Genomic DNA, 21,289 nt, shown 5'->3' on the forward strand with positions numbered 1-21,289 from the left:
GATCGAGAAACGCATGCCCCTCCCTCCACTTGCGTGTATCGGAATTTGGGGCGCGGGTACGGCATCTGGAGCCCGACAGGGAACAGCGAGGCGGTCGGGGCCCGGGAAGGGAAAGGAAAGAGGAGTATGAGGATTACGGTTATTGGGGTGGGGAAGATCAAGGAGCGGTATCTGCGCGACGGCATCGCGGAGTACGCCAAACGACTTGGCCGCTACTGCAAGCTCGACATCGTGGAAGTGGCCGACGAGAAGACGCCCGAGCATGCGAGCGAAGGCGTGGAACGACTGATCAAGGCCAAGGAGGGCGAGCGCATCGCCAAGCATCTGCGCGACGACGCGTACGTGATCGCACTGGCGATCGACGGCAAACAGTCGACGTCGGAACAGTTCGCCCGGCAGATCAACGATCTCGGTCTGCACGGCATGAGTCACATCCAGTTCGTGATCGGCGGATCGATCGGTCTGGATGATGCGATTCTGAAGCGCGCGGACTATCACCTGAGCTTCTCCAAGATGACGTTCCCGCATCAGCTCATGCGCATGGTGCTGCTTGAGCAGATCTACCGCGCGTACAAGATCAACGCGGGCGAGCCGTATCACAAGTAGTTCAGGCGGTGCGATACGAAATTGAGAAGCTGCGCCGATAGACAAGCGGACCAAGGCGAACCGGAATAGATCGGGGTTGGTTCCCTCCCTCTGTCACGGCTTTGCCGTGACATCTCCCTCCCATGGAGGGAGAACGCGGGTATGCAGTGTGCTCCCTCCATGGGAGGGAGCCGGACGGCGAAGCCGTACTGAGGGAGGGATCCGCCCCACCCCGCTCCCCTACTTCGCGGGGGCTCCGGGCACGAACGCCTCGAAGATCATGTGATCGAAGTACGGCGCGGACCGCTGGAATTCCACGGAACTACGCACCGTCCACGACACGGTGGTCGCGCCGAGCTTGCGCGCGAACCGCACCTGGGCGCTGTCGCCGCCATGCCAGTCATAGGCCACGAAATCCGGGCGCCCCAGCCAGTTGAACACGAGCAGGCCGCACAGCCAATCCTTCCAGTTCTTGGCCGGATTGCCCTCCTCCGCCAGCTGTCCGCGGTTCACCTCGGGGCAGTGCTGCCGGTACCAACGCACGGCACTCGGATGGAACGACTCGATCACGTACGGTCCGTCGTACGCGGCCAGCAGCTCGGAACCCTTCCGCATCAGCTCCTCGCAGGAATCATCCCAACCGTAGCCGTCGAACTTGTACTCCACGATGATCGGCACACGCCCGCCCACCACAGCGAGCACGTCGGAGAACAGCGGCACATGCTGGTAGTAGCCGGCCGGCTTCTCATCCCACTTGCCGTCGGCGCGCGTGGCCGCCACGGCGTCGCCCGGCTTGGCCGGATCGGGGAACAACGGAATACGAGTCAGCTCGTCGTAGGTCAGATCCTTGATCTTCCGCGGATCGCCGGCCACACGCTTGAGATCGGCATCATGCACGACCACCACCTGACCGTCGCGCGTCAACTGCAGATCAAGTTCGATGCCATACCCGGCCTCACGCGCGGCCGCGAACGAAGCGAGCGAGTTCTCCGGCGCGATCGGACCGTCGAAGTCGGCGCTGCCATAGCCGGCCTTGAGCGCGCTGCGCCGGGCGAGATCCACGTACGCGCAGCGCTCGCTCACCGTGCCGACGGACAGTCCGGAACCGGCGTCGTGCAGTCCGCGATGCGCGTAGTGCACGTACGGAATGGACGGCACACGATAGCGGCGGGTCTCGATGCGCGAGCGCGGGGCCAACGCCCATGCGCCGATTCCGGCGGCCATGCCTCCGGTGATCACGGCGTTGCGGAACAACGCACCGAGGCCGAATCCCCCCAATCCCCTGCCATGCTTGGCGAGTTTTGCCGATCGAACCGCAACCGTCTTTGCCCTACGCGACATCGGTACCTCCTGACTGGCCGTTTTCAGCCTGACCGCAGTCGTCCGCATCATCCGTTTCAACGACCCGCGGAGCGCTCCCCATGGTGTCGAACACGACGGATCAGACGACGTTTCTTCCCGTCATTATCGCCCAAACCGCGCACAACACCCAGTGCGACAAGCCGCCAAATTCGGCACGACGCCCGACGCACACCGAATCTTCAATATCGCGCATATCGCCGCTCGCGGCATCATCACCGATCGCGGCCACGATTACGGTCCATCACGGAACTTCATCGGAACGTAATCGGAACGATGTTCATGAGTACGTTCCGTCGAGAACCGTCAACGGAACGTAACCGAAGAGGCGCGTTCGAGTACGTTCCGTCATGCGTTACGAACGCATCGTAACCGAAACGTCTCATCCGAGTACGGTCCGTTGTGAATCCATGCCGAAACGTAATCGAATGCACGCGGCCCGATTCCAGTGCCGGCACTCAACCGCTCGGCGCCGTCACCGCCGCCACCACCGGCACTACCATCACCACCTCCGTCACCATCACCGAATCACCTGGCGACATTCGCGCGTCTGTTCGTAACAGTCGCCGTTGCGTTGGTCGTTTATGCTTGTGCCGAAGTCGACGGACCTCATACCTTTCCGGGCCTGCCGACCGGTCCGACCCACCCTGAAGGAGGCACGATGCTGAGCGTAACGGACATGTTTTCGACTGGCATCGGACCGTCGTCGTCGCATACCGTGGGTCCCATGCGCGCGGCATGCGAGTTCGTGACGTCGCTACACGAGCGCGAGATTCTCGACCATACGAATCGCGTGCGCGTGGTGCTGTCGGGATCGCTGGCGCAGACCGGACTGGGTCATGGCACTGATCGAGCGGTGCTGGCCGGGCTGGAAGGCAAACGTCCGGAGACGGTGGATCCACAGGATGTGCTGCATGATCTGGATCGGTGCAGTGAGCGCGGTTCGGTGACGCTGGCCGGCGTGCATGAGGTGCCGTTCGCACGTGACGACATCGAGTTCAATACGTGGCATGCGCCGCGTTTGCATCCGAATCGTATGGAGTTTCAGGCGTTGGATGCCAAGGGGCATGTGATCGCATCCGCGGTGATCTATTCGATCGGTGGCGGGTTCATTGCGTACGAGGAGGAGCTGCTGCGGCAGCGCGAGGCGCAGAAGCGCGCGGCCCGGCGCACCGACAGCACGAGCGTGGCGCCTGGCGTGGGCGGCGGTTCCGGGAGCGGCGAGCGTGGCGGTGGTGCCGACGATGGGTCGACCGTGCCGTATCCGTTTACGTCGGCGGCGGAACTGTTGGCCATGTGCGATCGGGAGCGGTGTTCCATCGCGGAGATCATGCGGCGCAATGAAGCGGCAATACGCCCGGCCGAGGAGACGCGCGCGGCGATGTTTCACGTGTGGAAGACCATGCGCGACTGCGTGATCAATGGGTGCACGAGTACTGTGAAAACACTGCCCGGAGGGCTTAATGTTCCACGCCGCGCAGCACCGTTGTATCAACGTCTTCGTCCGCGTGGGCACGATATTTTCGAGGGGAATGTTTCACGTGAAACATTCCATGAAAACGCGTCGGACGGCGAGTGGGTGGATCTGTTCGCGCTGGCCGTGAGCGAGGAGAACGCCGGCGGCGGTCGCATCGTGACTGCGCCGACGAACGGTTCGGCCGGCATCATCCCCGCCGTGCTGCACTACTACTGGTGGCTCACCGAAGGTGCGAGTCTGGACGGCGTCTGCGATTTTCTGCTTACCGCCACCGCCGTGGGATATCTGTTCAAGCGCAACGCGTCGATCTCCGGCGCCGAGGTCGGCTGCCAGGGCGAGGTCGGCTCGGCGTGCTCGATGGCGGCGGCGGGACTGTGTGCAGTACTCGGTGGCACGCCGCATCAGATCGAGAACGCGGCGGAGATCGGCATCGAACACAATCTCGGCCTCACCTGCGATCCGATCGGCGGACTCGTGCAGATCCCCTGCATCGAGCGCAACGCCATGGCCGCCAACACCGCCATCAATGCGGCACGCATGGCACTGCTCGGCAACGGCTCGCACATCGTCTCGCTCGACTCCGCCATCCGCACCATGAAGGAGACCGGCCGCGACATGATGAGCAAATATAAGGAGACGTCGGAAGGCGGCCTCGCCGTCAACGTAACCGAATGCTGAGCCAGCGAATCTCCGGGTGGTCTGCCCCCGCTCGCCCCGGCGCTGAATCCGGTTTTGGTAGTCAAGACGCGACATTTTCCAACTTGGTAGTCGAAACGTGACGTTTCGGAGGATTGTTACCCCTCACAATGTTGCGTTTCGACTACCAAGTTCGCTCCGACTACCAAGAAATGTTGCGATAGTCCATGTTCGTTCCGACTACCAAAACCAGCCCGTCCCCAACGACCGCGCCCGGAAACGCCAAAAAGTGTCCCGCGGACGACTGATATCCGCGGGACACCTCAAGGCGTGAAACGAAAACAATGTAGTACGGAGAGTTGGTCTTACAGGCGGCTCCTTTTCTTGGTTTCCTAGGGTTGGGTACCGATCCGGCACCAACGTTTGGCTGCTAACCGTCGGACATCAGCAGCCAGGGCAGGCGTCGATTGGCAGCGACGGCAGATGGATCAGGCTTCGGCAGCCGCGGCGGCGGCGTGACGTTCGGCGAGCTCCTTCTTGATCTGCGGCTCCATCTTCTCGAAACGACGGTAGAAGAGCATGATCACGGCCACGATGATGTAGACGATGATCGGCAGCCAGATGAAGCAGAAGCTGATGGCGTCCTGTGCGGACTGCGACTGGGTCGCGAGGTTCGCGTCATAGCCGGCCGCACCCATGATCTCCAGCGGCAGGAAGGCGCCGAAGCCGGAACCGACCTGGATGCAGAAGGCGGAGCCGACGGCGGTCAGGAAGCCGGCCGCGTGCACGCCGGTCTTCCACTCGCCGTAGTCGACGGTGTCGGCCAGCATGCCGAACGGCATACCGATGGCGATGGCGGCGCCGAGCACGCCGATGGTCCAGAAGGCGACCAGGAGCGGCACGTTCTGACCGGCGAGCGGCATGAGGGCCTGGCCGATGCCGCCGATGGCGAGACCGATGAGCATGGTCAGGGTCTTGTTCTTGGTCTTGTTGGCGATGATCGGCATGGCGATGGTGCCGAGCAGGCCGACGACCTGCACGCCGTTGAAGAGGGAGGTGAGATCGCGGTTGTTGAGCACGTACTGGGCGTAGTAGGTGGACACACCATTACGGGTGGACTGGGCGATCCAGTAGATGAGGAAGGCGACCACGAGGATGATCCACGGCCAGTTGCCCTTGGCGGCCTTGAGGGAATCCTTCAGCGGAATCGACTTGTTGAGTTCGGGGTGGTAGTTGTGCTCGGTGAGGTTCTTGAAGGAGAACAGCAGCAGCACGATGGCGACGATGCCCCAGATCGCGGTGACGATCATGAAGCCGGTCTTGTCACCGCCGCCGAAATGCACGCCGAACCAGCCGACCAGCGGGATGGTGAAGGACGAGGTGATGAAGGAGCCGATCTGACCGCCGGCCATACGGAACGAGTTGGCGTTGTTGCGCTCGGTCGGATCGTCGGTGAGGTTCGGCAGGATGGCGGTGATCGGGGTCTGGATGCCGGTGTAGACGGCGCCGGCGGCCAGAATGTAGGTGATCAGGGCGTACCAGAACTTCGGCGCGCCGTCGGGCAGACTCGGAGCGGTGAACGCGATGAACACGGTCACGGCGAACGGGACGCACAGCCACAGGAACCACGGACGGCTCTGGCCCCACTTGGTGTTGGTGTGGTCCACGATGGAGCCCCACACCACGGCGGAGATCGCGTCGGCGAAGCGTGCGACCAGCAGGATGGTGCCGGCGCCCAGCGCGCCGGCGGCCGGGATGTGGAACACGTTCGTGTAGAAGTACATGATGTACGAGGAGATCGTCACGTACAGCAGGTTGCCCGCCATATCGGTGAAGGAGTAGGCGATCTTCTCCTTTGTGGTGAGCCTGATCGCCGAAGCGGTCGAAGCGGTCTTGGTTGTTGCGCTCATGGTTTCCTTCTTCGTTGATTGTGGCATGAGTGTGCCATTGGGTTATAGAGCCCCCTTACCCCCGCTCGAACAACGGCAAAAGAGCGAGGGATGAGGGCAAATCTTGAATTATCGGAGGGATGATGATCGAGGATTGGATCCGTCGAATCAGAAATCGGAGTCGAACCACACCTGCATTTGACCGACCTCGCGATTAGCCCAGGCGTAGTACGGAATCAGTTTCAACGTGGCCTGTGTCGGCGCGGCGATGCCGGCGGCCACGTCGGCATACAGCGGGGCGTCGGCCTCCTCGTCCACGCGCTTGGCGGCGGGAACGGTGAGCACGGTCACGCCGTCGAGCTCGTCGGAACGGTATTCGGCGGTGGCGCCGGACACCGCGGCCGCGGACAGACGGTAGTTCCACAGCGGCCCCTCGTTGTCGGCCTCCTCGGCGCAGTACACGACCGGGCCGCGCATCACGGCGACCTTGCCGGCGTCCTGACGCACGGCGTTCTTGGAACGCATGAACTTCACGCGCATGTCCAGACCGAGCCTGATCACCACGGCGGTGCCGGACGCGACCTCGACGGTCACGAATCCGTCGTTCACCGGAAGATCGGCGGCGTCGGCGCCGTTCACGGTAAGCGTGTACCGGCCGGCAGACCACGATGGGATGCGCACCAAGAACCTCACGCCCTCAACGCCCTTCGGCACGGTCACCGTGAAACGAACGTCGCCGTCCCACGGGAAGTCGGACTCCTGCACCACCTTCACGCCATCGAAGAACTCCGCCTCGTTGGCGATGAACTGGTGGGCGACGATCGTGCGGTCGGACTCGCGCACGTTGTACAGATAGCGGTCGATCGAGGCGATGAAGCGGGCGATGTTCGCCGGGCAGCACGCGCAGCCGAACCATTCGGCGCGGTGCATGAGCACATGCGCCTGATCGGGATTGTGCGCGCTGGCCTTCGGATCGGCCTCGAGCGGATTCACGTAGTAGAAGTGCTTGCCGTCGAGCGCGATGCCGGAGATGCCACCGTTGAAGATCTCCTTCTCCAGCACGTCGGCGTACTCGCCGCGCGGCGCGATGTCGAGCATCTGACGGGCCACGAAACTCAGGCCCACGGACGCGCACGACTCGCCGTACATGGTCTCGTTCGGCAGATCGTAGTCGTAGGTGAACGCCTCACCGATATGCGTGGAGCCGATGCCGCCGGTGATGTACATGCGACGGCGAACGATGTCCTCCCATAGGCGCTGCGCGGTTTCCACAAGTTCGGCGTCCTTGGTCAGACGGGCCACATGCGCCACGGCGGTGAGCAGATACACCACGCGCACGGCATGGCCCTCGGCGGTCTGCTGCCGGCGGATCGGACGGGCCGACTGCGTGTACTCGTGCGTCCAACCGCGCATCTGCGGGAAGATGTCGGTGGAGCCGTTGCCGATCTTCGCGTTCTGCTTGTCGTAGAACGCGGGATCTTGGCCACGCACGTCGATGAAGAACTTCGACAACGTCAGATAGCGCTGCTCACCGGTCACCTCGTAGAGGCGCGCGAGCGCCAGCTCGATCTCCGGGTGGCCGTCGGAACCGTGGATCTTGCCGTCCTCGGGGCCGAAGTTGGCGTCCAGACAGTCGGCCATCTTCCTCGCCACATCGAGCGCCTGCTCGTTGCCTGTCACCTCGTAGTAGGCCACGGCCGCCTCGATGTAATGGCCCATCACGTACATCTCGTGCGACTGCTGGATCTGCGTGAAGCGCTCGCGGGTCTCGAACGCGCCGGACTTGATGATGTACGGGGTGTCGAGGTAGCCGTCCTCGCGCTGGGCGCGGGCGATCAGGTCCACAAGGCTATCGCACAGTTCGCGCAGATCGGCGTCGTTGGTATAGGCGAGCGCGTAGGCGGCCTCCTCGAGCCACTTGTACACGTCGGAGTCCTGGAAGACGAAGCCCTTGAACGGGCCTTCCTCGTCGCCGGCCGCGATGCGCAGGTTGCGTACGGCGCGGCTGTAGTGGTTGTCGATGTCCTGCTTGGCGCCGGAGGGGTCCTCGGGGATGTCGATCTCACGTTCGTCGTTGATGACCGACCACTGGTAGGGGATGACCTCCTTGGCCACGTTCTCGCGGTAGCGTGTCCAGAAAGGCGACGTTACCTTCACTGTCGTCGTGCTCATGTAGCTGCCCTTTCATTGTTTCACGGTTGCGCGCATATGCGATTTTGCATACGCGGATCCCGTGATGTCCCATCGTTTCGTTGTCGCGGTTTTCGCAGAGCTTCCCCCATGGTCTGGCCATTGCGTATCGGCGGAAAACTACTCCATCGAGTCCGCCCATGAAGCATGATCGCTGGAATCCCGGCCATGGAACCCAATCGATCAGCCCCTGCGATTGCTGTTGACTGTGATATTAAGAGACCGTTTTTCGCCTTGTGCCCGGTTGTTGCGAAAGGGAAAATTTTCCCATATCGTGGAGGCTGCGACGACATGACTACGACGGAAAGAGGCGACGATGCCGAAGAAGGTGACGTTGCATGACGTGGCGAACGCGGCGAATGTGTCGGTGGCCACGGTGTCGAAGGCGCTCAACGGCACGGGACGCATATCGGCGGCCACACGGCGACAGGTGGTCGCGACCGCGCAACGGCTCGGCTATCACAAATCCACCGCTGATACGCACAGGCGTTCCGGCCTGGTCGGTCTGATCACGTCGGACTACAACGGACGGTTCTCGCTGCCGCTGCTCACCGGTGCGGAGAGCACGCTCGGCGCATCAAATCACGCGGCGCTGCTGATGAGTTCGCACGGTCGGGCCGATCTGGAACGCAATCACATCGATCAGCTGGCGGCGCGCGGCGTGGACGGGCTGATCGTGGTGGGTGACACGACGAATCCACGGCCACCGCTCAAACCGTCGACCACCATGGGACTGCCCGTCGTGTACACGTACGATCCGTCGACCGATCCGAACGACTGCAGCATCATCTGCGACAACGTGGGGGCGGGCGCGCAGGCCATAGAATATCTGCTCTCGCTCGGCCGACGTTACATCGCGGTGATCGGCGGATCCGAGGATTTCCAAGCGGCGAAGGATCGCGCGCGAGGAGCACAACGCACGTTCACGCTCTACGATTTCCACCCCGTGGAAGTGCTGTTCGACATGTGGAGCGAGGAATGGGGCGAGCGATCCGCGCGGATACTGCTTGATCGGCATCCGCATCTGGACGGCATCTACTGTCTGAGCGACGAGATCGCGCGTGGCGCGGTGCGCGGACTGCTGGCCGCGGGGAAACGCATACCGCAGGACGTGGCGGTGATCGGGCACGACAATTGGTTCGTGTTCTGCTCGAACTCGCATCCCACGCTCACCACGTTCGACAACAACATTCCGTTGATCGGCAAGATGGCCGCAACGTATCTGATCGACGCGATCAACGGACGGCCGCACCGTGGCGTCTTTGCCGTGGAGTGCCCGATGATCGTGCGCGAATCCACCGATCCGATGCGCCGCACCGCACTCGACAATTCCGACCGCATATTCCGCAAGCGCTAGCTGGTCCGATCATGCCGATTTCGGCTTGGCGCCGTCCGTGCGGGTACGTAGGTGGGTTTGGTAGTCCGAACGTGACATTCCGTACCGAACTTGGGAGTCGAAACGTGACATTTCCCAACTTGGTAGTCGAAACGCGACGTTTTGGAGAAGTGTTATCCCTCACAATGTCGCGTTCGGACTACCAAGTTCGCTCCGACTACCAAAAATGTTGCGATAGTCCATGTTCATTCCGACTACCAAATCCGGTCACCGAGTCTCACCGCGTCTTACCTCGTTCTCGATCGCAACGCGGAATTTTCTGCACCATTTTCTGCATCATCACCGCTTTTCTGCATCATATTCGTACGATATGATGCAGAAAACCACCCCATGAGGCAGAAAAGCAGAAAAGGCGAGGCGCCAAATGAAGGAATTCGATTACATACAAGCGGCAACGACGTTGCTCACCCCGCAAACCACAAGTCTTCTCACGGCGATCCATGAGGCGAAGGGCCGGCAAAGCGTAACGGCGGCCATACGCCCAGACGTATTGGATACGCTGACCACCGTCGCGCGAATTCAAAGTACCGACGCGTCCAATCGCATCGAGGGCATCTCCACCAGCGACAAACGACTCGGCGAACTCGTCATGGAAAAGGTCACACCGCGTAATCGCGCCGAGGAGGAGATCGCCGGATACCGCGACGTACTCGCCACCATCCACGAGAGTCACGACTATATTCCATTGACTCCAAGCGTGATTCTGCAGTTGCATCGCGACCTGTTCCGGCATACCGCGCCGACGTTCGGCGGCCATTTTAAAGACGGTGACAACGTCATCGTCGAACGCGACGCCAATGGCAACCGTACGATCCGTTTCGCTCCACCGAACGCACTCATCACGCCGGAATTGGTGGATCGCGCCTGCACCGCCTATGCGGAGGCGCTGCATGAAGGGCATACGGATCCGCTGCTCGCAATCGCCATGTTCATATTCGACTTCACCTGCATCCATCCGTTCAACGACGGCAACGGACGGATGAGTCGTTTGCTCACACTGCTACTGCTCTATCGCAGCGGCTATATGGTCGGCAAATACATCAGTCTCGAGCATCTCATCGAGCAGTCCAAAGACACCTACTATGAGGCACTGGCGGCCAGTACCCGCGGATGGAACGACAACGACAACGATTACGCTCCATTCGTCAACTACCTGCTTGGCGTGATTCTCCGAGCATGCAAGGAATTCGACGAACGCGTCGGCACGCTGCTCAACGGTGCGAGCAATGGTCATGGAAACGGAACGCCTACCCGCACGGGAACGCCAACGAAGGAACAGCGAATCGCCGCCCTACTCGATCGCACATTGTCTCCGATATCGAAGGCCGACATCCGTACGCAACTGCCCGATATCAGCGTCTCCACCATCGAGCGCACACTCAAATCGCTGCTCGACGCAGGTGAGATTCTGAAAATCGGCGCCGGACGCAATACGAGGTACGTCAGAAAACGATAATCGGAATGAGCATCTCAGAATCCCGTCGTTAATAGTTCACCCAGAAAATAAAAGGCTCTTCGCGATCGATGGGGATCGTGAAGAGCCTTGGAATGCGCGGAAAACGTTGATCAGCGAGCGGTGATCTGGAGTACCGTGCGACGGTAGGGTGCGGCGGAACGACGTACGCGCTGCACTTCGATGACCTCGCCGTCGGCGGCGGCCTCGAACACCACGTTGCCTTCCATACGACGACGCAGCTGACGGTTCTGGCGCTTGAGCTGACGGTTCTCCTCCATCAGCTGCAGGATGCGCGTGATGCCGGCCAGATTGATCGATTCCTCCTGGCTCATGCGCTGGGCCTGTGCCAGACGGTCGATGTCGCGCAGACAGTAGCGGCGAGCGCCACCCGGCGTGCGCTGCGGCACGATCAGTCCCAGACGATCGTACTGACGCAGCGTCTGCGGATGGATGTCGGCCAGTTCCGCGGCGCGACCGACGCTGAAAATCGGAAAGTCGGCGTTGAGCCCGATCTGATCGACGGTGTCGAGGCTCACTCGGCCAAGTACCAACGCCTGAGCGCACATCGTGTATGCCTGACGAATCTTCGGCGTGATCTTAGCCATGGTTCACCTTCTTTCCGAAATGTTGCGATAGTCCATGTGTTGGGTGGGGGGACTTGGGCCTTGCGGGTGGGCATCCCTCCCCTCAGTCCGCGTTGCGGACAGCTCCCCTCCTCAGGAGGGGAGCCCGAGGAGTTTGGGCTCACCTCCGGGGAGGCTGAGTCCGTGAAGTAAACGCCAGAGGCGTTTATAGGACTCAGGCGAGCCGACAGGCGAGCCAGATATCGCGGCCAAAGGCCGTCCATTCTTGCAGGACGAGCTGGCGGCGCAGCCGACTGAGGGGAGGGAGACACAGCGAAAGCCTCTGCTTCCTCCGCAAGCCTTAGAGGCCACCGCCTCATCTCGGCACAGAGGTCAAGACCCCATTCGCTCCCCTACCGAACCGGCTCACTCGCCGGAGCGGGAGGCGGCCACCTTGGCGTTGAAGTCCTCGCTGAGGTTGTCGAAGTCCTTGAGGGCCTTCTTCTGGCGCAGGCCAAGCGAGCCGGGCACCTGAATCATGATCCGGCCGATCAGATCGCCGTTGCCCTTCGGGCTGGCCACGCCCTTGCCCTTGAGCCGAACTTCGGCACCGCTGGACGAACCGGACGGCACCTTGAACGTCACCACGTCGCCGTCGATGTCGCGCGCGGAGACCTTGCCTCCAAGCGCGGCCTCGGAGATCGTGACCGGCAGGTCCATCACCACGTCGCGCCCACGCATGGAGAACGTGTCGTCGGACTTCACGTGCACGGTGAGGTACAGATCGCCATGCGATCCGCCGTTCAGTCCGGCATGACCCTTGCCGGCCAGACGGATCTTCTGCCCGTCCTTCACACCGGCGGGGATGTGCGTCTTGAACTTGCTGCCGTCCATGCTCAGCGACACGGTCGCGCCCTTCACGGCCTGACGCATCGTCAGCGTGATCTTGGAGTTGCGGTCCCTGCCGCGTTCCGGCTTCGGCGGCTCCTCGTAGGAGTATCCGCCGGCGCCGTAGCCGCCGGCACGCTGGCCGGCCGCGCCACCGAACGCGGAGAAGATGTCGTTGAGGTCCGGGCCGCCCTGGCCGCCCGTGGAGAAGCGGATGCGCGAGCCGCCGGGGCCGCCGGCGCCCGCACCGAACATCGAACCGAAGATGTCGGAGAATCCGCTGGCGTCGAAACCGCCCTGACCGGAGCCGCCTGCGAAGCGGGCCCCGCCCATGCCGAACTGGCGGATCGCATCGTACTTCTGACGCTGATCCTTGTTGCTCAGCACGTCGTACGCCTCGGAGATGTCCTTGAACTTCTCCTCGGCCTCCTTGGTCTTGTTCAGATCGGGATGGTATTTGCGGGCGAGCTTACGGTAGGCCTTGGTGATCTCTTCGGCCGAAGCGTCTTTGGAGACACCGAGGACTTTGTAGAAGTCTTTGTTCAGCCATTCATTCTCAGCCATTCAGGTCTCCTTTCAAAAGTCTGTTGATTTGGTATGTTCCTACTGTTATGGTGCTCCCTCCTTGGGAGGGAGCTGTCGGACTTGTCCGACTGAGGGAGGGATCGGTTCCGGAATGGTTCCGAAGCCCTCCCTCAGTCACGGCTTTGCCGTGCCAGCTCCCTCCCCGGGAGGGAGCATGAATCCTAATGCGCGCTCAGTTCTGCGGGGAGACGACGACCACACGGGCGGCGCGGATCACGCGATCGCCGATGCGATAGCCGGCCTCGACCACGGCGTCGACGGTCTCCTTCTCGGCCGCCGGGTCAGGACGGTGCAGGATCGCCTCATGCTTGGTCGGGTCGAAGTCCTCGCCCTTCACGCCGAACTTCTCGACGCCGAACTTCTCGAACGCCTTGTCGATCTTGGTCGCAACGGCCTTGAAGGAGTCGTCCATCTCGCTGTGCTCGCGGATGCGATCGATGTCGTCGAGCGCAGGCAGCAGAGCGGTCAGCACGTCGATGATGCCATGCTGGCGGAAGACGTCCTTCTCCTTGGCGGTGCGGTTGCGGTAGTTGATGAACTCCGCACGCTCGCGCTGCAGGGCCTCGAGGTAGTCGGCGGCCTCCTTCTTGGCCTTGCCGAGCGGGGTGAGGGTGTCGTCGTCGCCCTTGGAGGCATCGGCGTCCTTCTCGTCCTTGGAATCAGCCTTGGCATCGGCCTTGGGGGCGTCCTTGGAGGTCTCGGACTCTCCTTCGGTCTTAGCGTCCGCCGAATCGGCGGCCTTGTCGGAGGGAGCGTCCGAAGCGGGGGCAGAGCCGGCGGATGCCGGGTCGTTCTTCAACGACTCGGCATCCTCCATGTCGTTCAGGTAATCGTCCTTGTTGAACTCAGACATGATTACTTGTTGTCCTTGTCGTCATCGTCGTCCACGACCTCGGCGTCCACCACGTCGTCGTCGCCACCGTTGTTGTTGGAGGCGGCGCCAGCGCCAGCGGCACCCGCACCGGCAGCGCCGGCGGCACCGGCCGCGGCCTGCTGCGAGTACAGGGCCTCGCCGATCTTCTGGGCGGAGGTCATAAGCTCGGTCTGCGCGCTCTTGATCTTCTCGATGTCGTCACCCTTCAGGGCTTCCTTCAGAGCGTTCACCTTGTCGGTGACCTCCTTGGCGACCTCGTCGGAGACCTTGTCCTTGTTGTCGTTGACAAGCTTCTCGGTCTGGTAGGCGAAGGCCTCGGCCTGGTTGCGGGCCTCGGCGTCCTCCTTGCGCTTCTTGTCCTCGGCCTCGTGGGCTTCGGCTTCCTTGACCATGCGGTCGATTTCGTCCTTGGGCAGGCCGGAACCACCGGTGATGGTCATCGACTGCTCCTTGCCGGTGCCCTTGTCCTTGGCGGACACGTGCACGATGCCGTTGGCGTCGATGTCGAAGGTGACCTCGATCTGCGGGACGCCACGCGGAGCCGGAGCGATGCCGGTCAGCTCGAAGGTGCCCAGCGGCTTGTTGTCGCGAGCGAACTCACGCTCGCCCTGGTAGACCTGGATCAGCACGGACGGCTGGTTGTCCTCGGCGGTGGAGAACACCTCGGAGCGCTTGGTCGGGATGGCGGTGTTGCGGTCGATCAGCTTGGTCATGATGCCGCCCTTGGTCTCGATGCCCAGCGAAAGCGGGGTCACGTCGATCAGCAGCACATCCTTGCGGTCGCCCTTGATGACGCCGGACTGCACGGCGGCACCGACGGCCACGACCTCATCCGGGTTCACGGACTGGTTAGCTTCCTTACCACCGGTGAGCTCCTTGACGAGCTCCTTGACGGCGGGCATACGGGTGGAGCCACCCACCAGCACCACGTGGTCGATCTGGCTCACGGAGATGCCGGCGTCGGACAGCACGTTGTTGAACGGGGTGCGGCAGCGACCCAGCAGGTCGGAGGTCATTTCCTCGAAGTGCGCACGGGTCAGGGTCTCGTCCAAGTGCACCGGAGTGCCGTCGGGCGTCATGGCCAGGTACTGCATGGAAATGCTGGTGGAGGTCGAGGAGGACAGCTCCTTCTTGGCCTGCTCGGCGGCTTCCTTCAGACGCTGCAGGGCGATCTTGTCCTTGCTCAGGTCAACACCGTACTTGTTCTTGACTTCGCCGACCAGCCAGTCGATGATCTTCTGATCCCAGTCGTCGCCGCCCAGACGGTTGTCGCCGTTCGTGGCCTGCACCTGAATGGTGGAGAAGCCATCGTCGTCCTTGCCGATCTCCAGCAGGGAGACATCGAAAGTGCCGCCACCGAGGTCGAAGACCAGGATGCGCTCGTCTTCCTTGCCCTTCTCAAGACCGTAGGCCAGTGCGGCGGCGGTCGGCTCGTTGATGATACGCAGCACATTCAGGCCGGCGATCTTGCCGGCGTCCTTGGTGGCCTGACGCTGGGCGTCGTTGAAGTAGGCCGGGCAGGTGATGACGGCGTCGGTAACCGGCTCACCCAGGTAGGCTTCTGCGTCCCTCTTCAGCTTCATCAGCACCTGAGCGGAGATCTCCTGCGGAGTCCACTTCTTGCCGTCGATCTCGACGGTCCAGTCGGTGCCCATGTGACGCTTCACGGAGCTGATAGTGCGGTCGACGTTCGTCACGGCCTGGCGCTTGGCGACCTCGCCGACCAGAATCTCACCGGACTTGCTGAAAGCCACGACGGACGGCGTGGTGCGAGCGCCCTCGGCGTTCACGATAACGGTGGGCTGGCCACCTTCAAGAGTAGCGATGCAGGAATTCGTGGTTCCCAGATCAATACCAACTGCGCGTCCCATAATTTCCTCCTATGGTTAGGTTTCGTTCTACGTTTATCGCTCAAGCTTCCGGCCTCGGCGACCTTCCGCGACCGACTGCGTCGATCAACCGAAGCCCGGTAGGCTTTTTCGCTTTCCAAAACTTGAGCCTACACCACTCAACTTTAGAAGTCCAATTATTATTCCCGGATTCTCGGGAAAAATTTTTGGGAAATGTGCTCGATTGTTTTGGAATCGCCTGCGGCGATGCTGTGTGGCCGCCTGCGGCGGGTCACCTCATCCGTCGGCTAGCGCCGACACCTTCCCCTCAAGGGGAAGGCAACAATACTTATGATCTTGCCCGGGAATGCTTCACTTGCAATATGCCGGCTTCCCCTTGAGGGGAAGCTGTCGAGCGAAGCGAGACTGATGAGGTGACCCGCCGCAGGCGGAAAACATCGCATCGGCCGCGGGCCGATTCCATTACACTCGCCGTCCTGCACCCCGTTCCTATAGAAAAACGCCCTTTCCCACGCATCGAATCAACACATGGGAGAGGGCGTCGGCAAATCCGGTCGGACGATCCGATCACGGGATCGAATCAGTTGATCGGATCAGGCGTTGTCGCGGGACTTGGCGAACTTGATGGCCAGACCGCCGGCCACCAGGGCCAGGGCGAGCAGGGCCACGCCGAGCACGGTGGCGCCGGTCTTGCCGAGCACGCCGTTCTGCTTCGGAGCGGTCACCTTGCCGGAGGCCACGGGCTTGCCGTTGTCGGCCGCGCCACCGTTCGGGTTCACGTCGGCCGCGCCGTTGCCTTCGGTGCCGTTCGGGCCGGCGAAGTCCTTGATCTCAACGGTCTTGCCGGACTGCTGGCCGGTCACGGTCAGCGTGTACTGGGCGTCGGAGGTGATGAACTTGCTCAGGTCGAGCGTGGTCGTGCCGGCGGTCTTCACGCGCAGGCCGGACAGCGGGGTGCTCGCGTCGGAGGCGGAGACGACCTTGCCGTCCTTGTCCTTGAGCTCGTAGCGGAGCACGGCGTCGCCGTTGAAGCCGGCGATGTCGAACACCTGGTTCTTGTTGTCCTTGGCGGTCACGGTCGCACCGTCGGACAGCCTGTCCTGATCGGCCTTGTCGGTGGCGAGGCCGAGCGCGTGGCCGATGGTGTAGAAGTTGTCGGTCTGATCGGTCAGGCCGTCGACGCGGGAGGCGCCGGGGCCGGAGGCGGCGATGCGCAGCTGGGTGCCGGTGTGGCTCATGTTGCCCTGGGCCTTGCTCGGATCGGCCTTGCCCTCGACGTCGTTGCTGGTGTCGGTGCCGTTGCCGTACAGGTCCTCCTCGGAGGTGCCGTAGGAGATGGTGGTCTTGGAACCGTCACGGTTCTTCAGCACGGTGCTCAGCGCGTAGATCGGCTGGGATTCCACGATCTGGCTGGTGTGCGCGTGGTCGGCGGTCACGATGACCAGGGTGTCGCTCAGGTCGATCTTGCCGAGCGCGGCGGAGATGGCCTTGTCGAGGTCGTCGGTCTCGCCGATCTGGCCGCAGGCGTTGGCGTTGTGGTCCTGCTTGTCGATCGAGGCGCCCTCGACCTGCAGGAAGTAGCCGTTGTCCTTGCCGTTCTTGTTGTTCTGCAGCAGGTCGATCGCCTTGCTGGTGAAGTCGGCCAGGGAGGCGCCCTTCTTGCCGAGCCACTTGTCGTTCACGGTGCACTCGGTGGGGTTGGCGTCCTTGGCGGGATCCTGCTTGGTGGCCACGGACGGGTTGAACTGGGTGGGCAGGTTGCCGTCGCCGAGCAGGGCGAGGACCGGCTTGTCCTGGTTGGCTTCGCCGAGGTTCTTGAAGCCGTCCACGTCACCGGACTTCACGGTCTGGAAGCCCTGATCAGCGGCGTCCTGCCACAGGGTCTTGCCGGACTGGTCCAGCTGGTTGAAGTACTTGGCGCCACCGCCGATGGTCACGTCGGCGCGGGTGTCGATCAGCTGCTCGGAGATGGAGCCGATGCCGCCATTGGCCTTGAGCTGGTTGGAAAGGCAGCTGCCGATGCCGGCCGCCTCGGCGTCCTTGAGGTCCACCACGCCGTCGCCGTTCTTGTCAGTGCCGTCCCACTTGCCCTGCGGGCCGTAGCAGGCGCGCTCGGAGGAGTGGGATTCCAGCACGGCCGGGGTGGCGTCCTGGATCTCGGCGGTGGTCACGTTGCCGGTGGCCTTACCGGCGGCCTTGGCGAGCTCGATCAGGTTGAGCTGCGGGTTGCCCTCGACGTCCACGTCCACGGCGTTGTTGTAGGTCTTGGTGCCGGTGGCCCAGCCGGAGCCGGAGGCGGAGGAGTCGGTCACGGGGGTGATCACGCCGGCGGTCTTGCTGCCGGTGAGCTTGCCGCTCTTGTCCTTGGCCATCAGCGAATCGTTGGAGTTGTTGCCCAGCGAGAACGTGGTGTACTGGCCGGTGCCGGTCTCCACGCCCTTGTTCAGGTTCGGCTGGCCGATCTTGTCGAGTCCGTCGAAGCTGCCGTTCACACCGTGCAGGTAGTTGCGGGCCACGGTGATCTCGGAGTCGCCCATGCCGTCGCCGATGAACAGGATGACGTTCTTGGCCGTGGCGTTGCCGTAGACGCCGGCGATGCGCTGCGCGGCGCCGTGCTCCTTGAGCTGCTCGACGCCCTGCCCGTCGGCCGCGTTGGCCAGACCGGCGAAGCCGAACAGCGTGGCCGACGCGATGAGCGCGGCGACCGTCCCCTTCAAAGCTTTGCGAGTGTTCACTTCCATACCTCAATTCCGTCTTCATACGACGGATCGCGTATGCCGTTCATCGTGATGTCCAACCTTGCCATCACCTGACCCACGCAACCGCCGAGGGAATGCTCCCTAGTGCGCGAGGGTAGGCCCGTCATTCGTCCGCAAGGCATCCCTCGGGCAACCACTACATGAACTTCGGCAACGGACGGTGAACGCCCGCCGAACACTTCACCAAGTACTAACCGGGCACTATCCCAATCGCAGCAGCAGATAGCTTTGCGGACCGAGGGTTAGGGTGGCGCCGTCGAGTCTCACGTCGCCCAGACGCAGCATCGTGCGGACACCGTCGGCGGCAAAGCCCTCGGCCATGTCGCCGTTGATCGAGACGGTCGCGTTGTTCCGCAGTCCGGCAGCTGCGCCAGACGCCACGTCGTGCGGCAAGTCAAACGGTTCAACATAATGGCCGGGGTTGAGCGCCACGAGCACACGGCACGGTTCCGCACCATCGCCGACAATACCGTCACCGCCAACGCCAACGACACCGTCGCCACCGCGATCGTCGTTCGGCACAGTCCGTACAGTGCGCACATACGCGAACCGACGCCCCACATGCGGCGCCTCGATCACGTCGAACGCGGCACCGGAATCCAACGCACGGCAATCGGCGCGCATGGCAAGCACACGACGAACCCACGAGCAGAGCGAATCGTCACGACTCAGCTGATCGGCCACGTTCGTCGCATCGTCGGCCGGATTAATGGGCAGATACAGACAGTCGGCCGGCGCGGTGGAAAAGCCACGGTTCACGCCGGAATCCCACTGCATGGGCGTGCGGCTGCCGGTGCGCACATAGCCGCCCTCCTTGGTGGGCAGCCGACGATAATGCATGCCGATCTCGTCGCCGTAGTAGACGAACGGCGCGCCGGGCATGGTCAGCAGCATGCCATACGCGAGTTTGAGCTCCCGTTCGGTCAGACGCTGGCCGACGCGCAGCGTGTCGTGATTGCCGGTGATCAGACAGAACAGTCCGCCAAGCCGTTCGGCGTCACGCAGCTGCGGCAGATACTGATCGAGGAAACCGTGGACCGATTCGCCCGTATCAGCGTTGAAATAGCTGCGATCATTCTCGCGGACCATCGGCGTATCGGTATTGCGCAGCAGAATGTTATAGCCGTTCGGATTGCCAGCCCAACGCCAGTCCAGATAAAAGTCCATGTCGAATCCGGCGTCAAGCGACTCGTACGGCCGACCCCATTCGGATACAAACGCGGCGTCGGGAAACTCGGGGCGGATCCTTGAGAACATGTATCGCCAGGTGCGTTTGGTGAGCGGCTTGCCGGAATCGTCGTTCTTGACGAGACTGTCGGCCATGTCCACGCGGAAGCCGTCCGCGCCAAGACCCAGCCAGAAACGCATGACGTCGACCATCGCATCGCATGTGGCGAGCGCGTCGGGGCCGAGCGCGGGCCTCTGCCACGATTGGGAGGGGTGAGCGAACCCGTAGTTGAGCGCGGGCTGACATTTGAAGAAGTTGAGGATGTACGTGCCGTCGCGCGGGGTCTCACCGCCCACGAACGGCAGACCGTTGCCGCCGGAAATCCAACAGTCGGTCCAGATGTAGCGTTCCGACATGCTGACGCCGTCGAGCATACGATCCTCAGGGCGCTCGCGGCCGCTGGCCTGGAACCATGCGTGCTCCTCGCTGGTATGGCCGGGAATCAGATCGAGCAGGACCCTCATGCCGCGTTTGTGCGCCTCAGCGAACAGACGTCTGGCGTCGTCGAGCGTGCCGTAGCGGGGCGCGACGGTGCGGTAGTCGCGTACGTCGTAGCCGGCGTCCTTGAACGGTGAATCGTAGATCGGGTTGACCCACAGCGCGTTGCATCCCAGATCGCGGATGTAGTCGAGGCGTGAGATCAGGCCGGGCAGATCGCCGATGCCGTCGCCGTTGGAGTCCTGGAAACTCTGCGGATACACCTCGTAGAATCGGGCCTGTTCCAGCCATGCCGGACGAGGCCGACGCTGCCACTGCTGCCATTCCTGTTGCCATTGTTCCGCGGTGTTCTCTGTCATGTCGACTCCTTCGTCGGAACGATCACCGCCTCCACCCTATCGCATGCCGGTCAATGTATCGACTGCCAAATCGCGCCGAACAGGTCGTCTATGACGATTTTCGTATCCGATCCGCACCGGCCCGCAACATATTCCGGGCAGTTCGCGATCACACGATTGACGACGAACGCAACTGCAAACAAGACGGCACCGTCGAGACACGAGTCAAGACGATGCCGGCAGATCAAAGAAGGGCAGCATCATGAGCAACACGAACTTCGGACCGTACCAGAACGGCACTTCCAACGGCGCTTCCCCATCGAACCCGGGCAACCGCAATCCTTATGGACAGAACGGTTTCAACCAGTCCCCCGCCCCAACCGGCCCGTCCGGCGAACAGTATTCCTGGGCAGCGTTCCTGCCGTACACCATCAAGATCGGCAGCAGCCAGTGGGACACCTGGACCCTCATCAGCGTGGCGCTGATGGTGCTCGCCTTCATCCTCCCCGCCTTCAACCTCTTCCTTGGCGACTTCCTCGCCGTGCTCATGTTTGTCGCCTCACTTCTGGCAACGGTTCAGATCCATCGGGCACGCAACGCCTACAGTCCGAATGAATCCGCCCAAAGCGTCAAGCTCAGGGCGCCCCGCGGCTGGGTGATCTCGATCATCCTGCTGGTTCTGGGCAGCCTCGCCACCCTCGACTTCATCAGCAAGATCGTCATCGGCGCCTACTAAACACGATTTCCCGAAGCGCCATGAAGGACGGCTGCGACACCG

15 protein-coding genes are annotated in these 21,289 nt (G+C 62.5%); 5 read left to right on the plus strand and 10 right to left on the minus strand.

The window, feature by feature from the left end; genetic code table 11:
- The first annotated feature begins 126 nt into the window (after positions 1-126).
- Entirely contained in the window at positions 127-606 is a 480-nt protein-coding gene (gene rlmH, locus D2E23_RS09635; RefSeq protein WP_126030696.1) for a 23S rRNA (pseudouridine(1915)-N(3))-methyltransferase RlmH, read from the plus strand.
- Between the two features lie 219 nt (positions 607-825).
- On the opposite strand, the gene D2E23_RS09640 is transcribed toward rlmH, so the two are convergent.
- Together D2E23_RS09640 and D2E23_RS11650 are read right to left on the minus strand one after the other, a co-directional pair.
- Positions 826-1,809 carry a glycerophosphodiester phosphodiesterase family protein gene (locus D2E23_RS09640; protein ID WP_240541696.1) on the minus strand — a complete coding sequence of 328 codons (984 nt, stop codon included), beginning with the start codon at positions 1,807-1,809 and terminating at the stop codon, positions 826-828.
- 217 nt (positions 1,810-2,026) lie between these two features.
- Positions 2,027-2,176 carry a hypothetical protein gene (locus tag D2E23_RS11650; RefSeq protein WP_164520774.1) on the minus strand — a complete coding sequence of 50 codons (150 nt, stop codon included), beginning with the start codon at positions 2,174-2,176 and terminating at the stop codon, positions 2,027-2,029.
- A gap of 429 nt (positions 2,177-2,605) precedes the next feature.
- Between D2E23_RS11650 and D2E23_RS09645 the strand changes: the two genes are divergently transcribed.
- Positions 2,606-4,099 (plus strand): L-serine ammonia-lyase, encoded by a 1,494-nt coding sequence (locus D2E23_RS09645; RefSeq protein WP_126030698.1) that lies wholly within the window; start codon positions 2,606-2,608, stop codon positions 4,097-4,099.
- A 446-nt stretch (positions 4,100-4,545) separates the two neighbouring features.
- Here D2E23_RS09645 and D2E23_RS09650 read toward each other — a convergent pair whose 3' ends face one another.
- Positions 4,546-5,967: an MFS transporter gene (locus D2E23_RS09650; RefSeq protein ID WP_126030699.1), complete on the minus strand. Its 1,422-nt coding sequence runs from the start codon at positions 5,965-5,967 to the stop codon at positions 4,546-4,548.
- A 147-nt stretch (positions 5,968-6,114) separates the two neighbouring features.
- Positions 6,115-8,118 carry a glycoside hydrolase family 127 protein gene (locus D2E23_RS09655; RefSeq protein ID WP_126030700.1) on the minus strand — a complete coding sequence of 668 codons (2,004 nt, stop codon included), beginning with the start codon at positions 8,116-8,118 and terminating at the stop codon, positions 6,115-6,117.
- A 334-nt stretch (positions 8,119-8,452) separates the two neighbouring features.
- Here D2E23_RS09655 and D2E23_RS09660 point away from each other — a divergent pair, with 334 nt between their 5' ends.
- Complete coding sequence (locus tag D2E23_RS09660; RefSeq protein ID WP_126030701.1) at positions 8,453-9,493, plus strand: LacI family DNA-binding transcriptional regulator; 1,041 nt, start codon at positions 8,453-8,455, stop codon at positions 9,491-9,493.
- Between the two features lie 403 nt (positions 9,494-9,896).
- Positions 9,897-10,988, plus strand: a complete 1,092-nt coding sequence (locus D2E23_RS09665; RefSeq protein WP_126030702.1) for a Fic family protein — start codon at positions 9,897-9,899, stop codon at positions 10,986-10,988.
- 110 nt (positions 10,989-11,098) lie between these two features.
- Here the strand turns inward: D2E23_RS09665 and D2E23_RS09670 are convergent, their stop codons facing one another.
- From D2E23_RS09670 to D2E23_RS09695, 6 genes are all read right to left on the minus strand, one after another.
- Entirely contained in the window at positions 11,099-11,593 is a 495-nt protein-coding gene (locus tag D2E23_RS09670; RefSeq protein ID WP_126030703.1) for a heat shock protein transcriptional repressor HspR, read from the minus strand.
- 384 nt (positions 11,594-11,977) lie between these two features.
- The gene (locus D2E23_RS09675; RefSeq protein ID WP_126030704.1) at positions 11,978-13,003 is read right to left on the minus strand and encodes a DnaJ C-terminal domain-containing protein; all 1,026 of its coding nucleotides are present in this window, start codon (positions 13,001-13,003) and stop codon (positions 11,978-11,980) included.
- A 193-nt stretch (positions 13,004-13,196) separates the two neighbouring features.
- Positions 13,197-13,877, minus strand: a complete 681-nt coding sequence (gene grpE / locus D2E23_RS09680) for a nucleotide exchange factor GrpE (protein ID WP_126030705.1) — start codon at positions 13,875-13,877, stop codon at positions 13,197-13,199.
- A 2-nt stretch (positions 13,878-13,879) separates the two neighbouring features.
- Positions 13,880-15,769 (minus strand): molecular chaperone DnaK, encoded by a 1,890-nt coding sequence (dnaK, locus tag D2E23_RS09685; RefSeq protein ID WP_126030706.1) that lies wholly within the window; start codon positions 15,767-15,769, stop codon positions 13,880-13,882.
- A gap of 572 nt (positions 15,770-16,341) precedes the next feature.
- Complete coding sequence (phoA, locus tag D2E23_RS09690) at positions 16,342-18,483, minus strand: alkaline phosphatase (RefSeq protein ID WP_126030736.1); 2,142 nt, start codon at positions 18,481-18,483, stop codon at positions 16,342-16,344.
- A 225-nt stretch (positions 18,484-18,708) separates the two neighbouring features.
- Positions 18,709-20,532: an alpha-amylase family glycosyl hydrolase gene (locus D2E23_RS09695; protein WP_126030707.1), complete on the minus strand. Its 1,824-nt coding sequence runs from the start codon at positions 20,530-20,532 to the stop codon at positions 18,709-18,711.
- 241 nt (positions 20,533-20,773) lie between these two features.
- Between D2E23_RS09695 and D2E23_RS09700 the strand changes: the two genes are divergently transcribed.
- The gene (locus D2E23_RS09700) at positions 20,774-21,247 is read left to right on the plus strand and encodes a hypothetical protein (protein ID WP_126030708.1); all 474 of its coding nucleotides are present in this window, start codon (positions 20,774-20,776) and stop codon (positions 21,245-21,247) included.
- Positions 21,248-21,289: the final 42 nt, after the last annotated feature.

Origin of the sequence: Bifidobacterium callimiconis, assembly GCF_003952005.1 — a bacterium.
Lineage (GTDB): Bacteria > Actinomycetota > Actinomycetes > Actinomycetales > Bifidobacteriaceae > Galliscardovia > Galliscardovia callimiconis.